This is a genomic window from Sebaldella sp. S0638 (assembly GCF_024158605.1).
Taxonomy (GTDB): Bacteria; Fusobacteriota; Fusobacteriia; order Fusobacteriales; family Leptotrichiaceae; genus Sebaldella.
The window spans coordinates 1-5,837 of record NZ_JAMZGM010000172.1 but is presented as its reverse complement, the minus strand read 5'-3'; the positions used below and the strand labels follow the sequence as shown (position 1 = coordinate 5,837).

At 31.7% G+C, this 5,837-nt stretch carries 2 protein-coding genes; both read right to left on the bottom strand.

What is annotated here, in order from left to right; translation table 11 throughout:
* Nucleotides 1–120 precede the first annotated feature (120 nt).
* Nucleotides 121–654: a hypothetical protein gene (locus NK213_RS18665; RefSeq protein ID WP_253352070.1), complete on the bottom strand. Its 534-nt coding sequence runs from the start codon at nt 652–654 to the stop codon at nt 121–123.
* 11 nt (nt 655–665) lie between these two features.
* Nucleotides 666–5,837 (bottom strand): hemagglutinin repeat-containing protein (locus NK213_RS18660; RefSeq protein ID WP_253352066.1); only part of this gene is annotated, 5,172 nt, incomplete at its 5' end.

The window sequence follows — 5,837 nt, the reverse complement described above, 5'->3', positions numbered from 1 at the left end:
AGATAAATCAATATATGAAAAACAAATCTTTTATTATATCAGATTTAATTTACAGACTTTCTTGCACACTCCCTTTATATCAGCATTTTATCATATTCAAATATTCAATATTGTGATTATTTACTTTTTTAAATCCATTAAATATATCAATTCTTTTGTCCTAACCAAATAAATAAAAAGTGGTGTAAATAGAACATTCGATACCACTGGATATAATCCCGCTTCAGAATTAATAATTTCCCCCTCTTCATTAAAATATGTTGATGAGAACTTTATTCTATTATCATACTCATTATTTTTTAACGGATATCCTTTTGGAAATAATTTGAATCTTTGTCTAAGTTTACCAGATAAATAATAAACAACTTCATCATCAATCACCACTTCATTATCTTGATTTAATTCTACATTTCTTTCATATAATAAAACTTTTTTCCCATTAATATATTTATATCTTTTTCCAGATATAAAAATTTCATTTCTATAGACCTCGCTTATAACTTCTTTCCCGTTTTCTAATCCTGTTATTTCCAAATTTTCATTATCAGCTTTATTTTTCCTTATAAGTAAAGTATCATACTTAACATCAAGTATAATCGCTTCTTTTCCTAATGAAAAAAAAGTTAGAACTATCATAAAAATTATTTTTGCCATATTTAGCCACCTTATTTAGATTTTGGAAAAATTATTAATTTTTCATATTCAACTTGTATTAATATAGGTTTCCCATTAGAATCATGTATTTCATTTCCCGAACTGTCTTTTTTCAGTTCCCAAGAATTCATTTTTTCAGTTTTTAGTTCAAAATTACCAGAATTCAATGGTTGTGTTATATTCACATCACCATAGTAATAAATAGTTTTATCATTGTTATACTGATATACTTTTCCACTTGGTGTAACAACTGATATTGAATGCTTTTCATTTGCATTCCCTAAATCTCCCTGAGAAAAATACTCTGACACATCATTTATAGGATATTCTTTCCCATGTGAGTGATTAACTGCTACTATAACTGCTCCAAGGGGAATATAATTACCTTTTGCTATTTCTTCATTGATCTTGTTAAGTCCTATTGCTGCTGATGCCTCCCCGCTTTGCACAAAAGGTGTATACCCGTAGACCGTCACGGTCTTCCCGTTTTTATCTTTTGTTTCTATAGCATATGTTTGCCATCCATATTCTAAATTATCATCTCTAGATATCTTTATTATTTCTTGAGATGCATCCATTACAACAGATTGCAAGTCATAAAATATTTTTCCATTAACACCTTCATATTGTTTACCATCTTTCATATACAATTTAGTATTTTCAACTTTATCATACTTTGGTGCATTTCCTGATAAATCATGAGCATATAATTTTGTTGTACCATCGTCATCATATAAAACACAATTACTTCCTGTGCAGCTATTTATTAGACTGCTATCATAAACTCCTGCTCTATCCATCTCAATAACTATTATTTTATTTTCCTCTAAACCCTCTGCTATTTTCCCATAATATTCTTCAACAGATTCATTTGGTAATCTAGTAACAACAATTTGATCCCTTACTTCACCTACATTGCTATAAATTTTATTTAAATCATTAATCAAATCTTTTACTTTTCCACTATTTAATAAATCAGTATGTAATTTTGTGTCTATCTGTTCAACCACATCATCTTTTGTTATTACCTGTGCTTTGGATATATCTGTATTTATTCCTCTTTCTTCAAGGTTTATTTCTTGTCCATTTTCTACCACTACTGTATTAACAAAAGTTGCATTTGTATCCTGCTCCTTATCATGACTTCCATATTGTAATTCTGTTTGTGGCACTGCATTTTTTCTGTCTACTCCACTTAGACCTACATTGTAATTCTCTCCATTATCATGATCTTTTAAATTTTCTACTACTACTTCTTTTGCTTCAATTCTCATACTATCGTTCATACTTCCTATAATAGCTCCCACATTAGTTAAAGTTTCACCAACCTTTATACTTCCACCGTTTTCTGCTATTATACTTGTCTGATTATTTATCCACTTACTATCTCCTTTACTTTCCCCATAACTTGCACTTCCTGATACTGAATTATAGCCTGTTCCGTCACTTTGTTCTGTATGACCATAATTTAGTCCGCCACTTTTGTTACTTCCATCTAACTTGTATTCATCCTGTAATGATATTACATTCAGATTTCCGCCTATTTCAAAGTCTATCTTATCTGCTGTTACATTGGCTCCTTTGAATGTTGCATCTTCTTTTGTTGTTAACTGGAATGTCCCTCCTGCATTTATTACTGTGTTATCATAATAGACTGATGATGAATTACTGTTTCCTTTACTTCCGTTTATTCCTCCTGTTACTGTTCCTCCTGTAAAATCATATCCGGCTGACATTCCCTGTGAACTTGAATCTGTTGTATTATTATAAGTATTTTTTCCTGCTGTTGCTTCAAAACTTTTTGCATCTACTATAATATTTTCTCCAACATTCACTTTTTGATTTACAAGTTTTACATCTCCTTCAGATGATATTACAAGATTTCCACCTACATTTATATTTCCTGCTACAGAAGTTGTCCCGCTTGTATTAGATTCATATTTACTTTTACTTGCACTTACTGTAACATTTGCTGTTACTCCGTATCCACCTAATGAACCATAGCTTCCCTTCATTCCGTCTACTACTAACTGAGATAAGTCTGAGCCTGCCTTTATCCCCTGTCTTGCTACATCTAAACCGTCACCATAACTATTTATAAGTTCTGACTTATTACCAAATCCATATTTCCCATTATTTTGTGATTTTTCATCCACTGAACTTATAAAGCTTGTTATTGTTGAACCTACACTTACTGTTATTCCTACACTCTTACTTTCCTGTTTTATTTTTTCATTATATACTTCCTGGGCATCTAATAATTCTACTCCGTTTACTCCTCTGATAATCATATCTTCCCCGACATTTGCCTGCATTGCTTCTGTTTTCACTTTATTTCCTGCTGATAGTAATGTACTCCCTTCAGAAACTATACTTGATGTCGCCACTGTTGTACTATTTCTTGTATTCTCAAGACTTGTACTACTGTAAGTCACTCCTGCCGATGCTCCTCCGCCACTCATTGAAGCCGAGGCACTCCAGCCACTTTTCTTTTCCTTTAAATAATATTCATTATTCATATCATCTGTTGTGATATTTATGTCATTTCCGGCTGTTACTACTATATTTCCACCACTACTCTGAATATTATCATTCTTTACTGCTATGACATTTGATGCTTTTATGTTTGCATCATTTCCAGCATCTAATATTACATTATTCCCTATTACTGTACTTGCTACTGCTCCCTCTTGATAATTAGTTTCCAATTTTGAATAACTTGAGAATGTTCCTTTCTTATCTCTTTTTGATTCTGTATACATTGTATTTTTGTCATTCTCTATATTTATGTCATTCCCTGCTGTTAACTGAACCGTTCCGTCTGATGCTACTGTACTTCCCTTTATATTTATATCATTTCCGGCATTTATTATTACATTATCAAGACCTGTTATCTCTGAGCCTAACTTTTCTGTTGTTCTGTATAAATCATATCCATGATTTTCTTCTGTTCTCTCATAATCTTTCAAAGCTATTGTATTTATATTTACATCATTAGACTCAATATAAGTCGTTCCTCCTGATTCTGTTACAGCTCCTCTTGAAACATATTTATCTGCTTCTATATATGTTGTATTTCCGGAACTTATTACTCCTACATTCTGAATATCATCATATATTCTGGTTCTTTCTTTTCCTTCAAGCCTGTCATGTTCTGTTGTTTCCACTCCTGTTGTTACATTACTTATTGTTCCCCCTGCTGTTAACATCAAATCTTCTTTGGCTGATATTACTGCCCCTATATTCAGTATATCATTTTTAGCGTCTATTTGTATATTTGTTCCTGTTATCTCTGCTGTTAATGAGCCTACACTCTTATTTATTAAGTTATCTGTATTTACATAGACTGTTTTTCCCTCTAGTCTTCCCTGATTTACAAGTGTACTGCTGTTTATTGCGAGCGTCTCCTGTGCTGATATTGTTGTCGTTGGGCTCTTTATATTCTCAAGTGTTGCCTGACTTAAATATACCTGTGGCACTAATACTTTTTCTCCGTTTACTTCCTGCTCTACATACCAGATTATATCACTTTTTAAAGCTTTTATCTGATCTCCTGTTAAAGCTACTCCTATTGTTAACTGTAAGTCTCCGCTTGTCGATACTGCATTATCAAGCATTTCTTTCATTAATTCTGTATCTGCCTTACCATTTATGAATCTTGTCCCTAATGTTTCTAATAGAAGATTATTCATGTATTTCGTCTCGTAATAAGCATCTCCTAACCTTCTGGCCATATTCCAGTCCTTTGATTCATTATATCCTATTTTACTTAAGAAATAATCACTTCCAAAGAATCTTGATAAATCTATATACTGACTTCTTGTTTCCAGTAAATATTTTGAATTCGGGTCTTTACTTTCTGTAAATAACTTACTTTGTGAACTTGTAAATACTCCCGGATTAAATGGTATTGTCCCTGTTGTTATTATATCTATTACTGCTGTTCGGTCTACATGTACTGATACTGGATCATAATACAAGTCTACATCCACATCTTTTGAAGTTATTGTACTGGGGTCGACTACTATTCCTGTCCCTATTTTACTATAATCATATCCGTTATTTATTGTCGGTGTTCCTTCTATTATTAAATTGTTACCTTCTATTACTGACACCCTGTCTGCTATATTGTAGTCTCTTCCCACATCTATTAATGTTCTTCCTATTCCTACTGTATCATAAAATTTAGAAGCCATGACCTTTTCCCCAAAAACTAATGTTTCTTTCCCGTCATACACTTTTATTGTTGATACATCTGTTGTATTTTCTATCTTTTGAACCTTATCTGTTATTCTTAAAGTTCCACCTGAACTTATCTTAGAATTTTTGTTTTCTAATTCTACTACATCAAGTGTAAGATTACCTCCTGACAGTATTCTCCCGCCTTTTGTTACTAACTTACTTGTATCTACGTATCCTTCTAAAACCTTTGTTTCATATTTATTTTTTTCATATTTTACAGTTGTATTTAGATAATAAAATGGGTTCTCTATATCACCATATTCTTTTTTTAATTTATCATATCCTGTTTTATAATCCATTGTATAATTCTCTGATATTACCCAATTATCTAATCCTGTTATCAAACTGCTGTTTCCTGTTTGGGCATATGCATCGTCAAGTTCTTGCCATACATCGTCATAAATATACTGACCATCCCAAGTTATCCAGTAAAGTCTATACTGTCCTGATACCTCTCCGCTGTTTAAAAGCTTATTTCCACTTAATAATATATTTCCTCTACTGTCTATTATTCCTCTTGTATTATCCAGTAAATTAAAATCTGTTATATTTAAAGTTCCCTGTCCTACTATTTCTCCATCTGTATTATCTACATCTCCTGCCACAATATTCAGCTCATTGTCACTATACACTGATGCATCTTTATTTATTAATTTTGTTCCTTCTATATCAAGCTTATCAAGAAATATTATCAAATCCTTGTTTGTTATATTATTTCCTGATAATTTCCCTGTCTCCCCTTCTATCATTGAGTTATTTAATATATTTCCTGTTGCCACTAACTCTACATTACTTGCTGATATTGTTAAGTTATTTGTAATGTCATTTCCTGATAATCTCAATAACCCTGAACTTATTGTATTTCCATTATTTGTTATGTTTGATCCTGATATTAACAGATTACTTATTCCTTGGATTTTTCCCTCAAGTAGTAAATTCCC

Bases quoted from the DNA above. Each gene is read 5' to 3' on its own strand.
- NK213_RS18665 (WP_253352070.1), bottom strand. From the start codon at position 654: ATGGCAAAAATAATTTTTATGATAGTTCTAACTTTTTTTTCATTAGGA.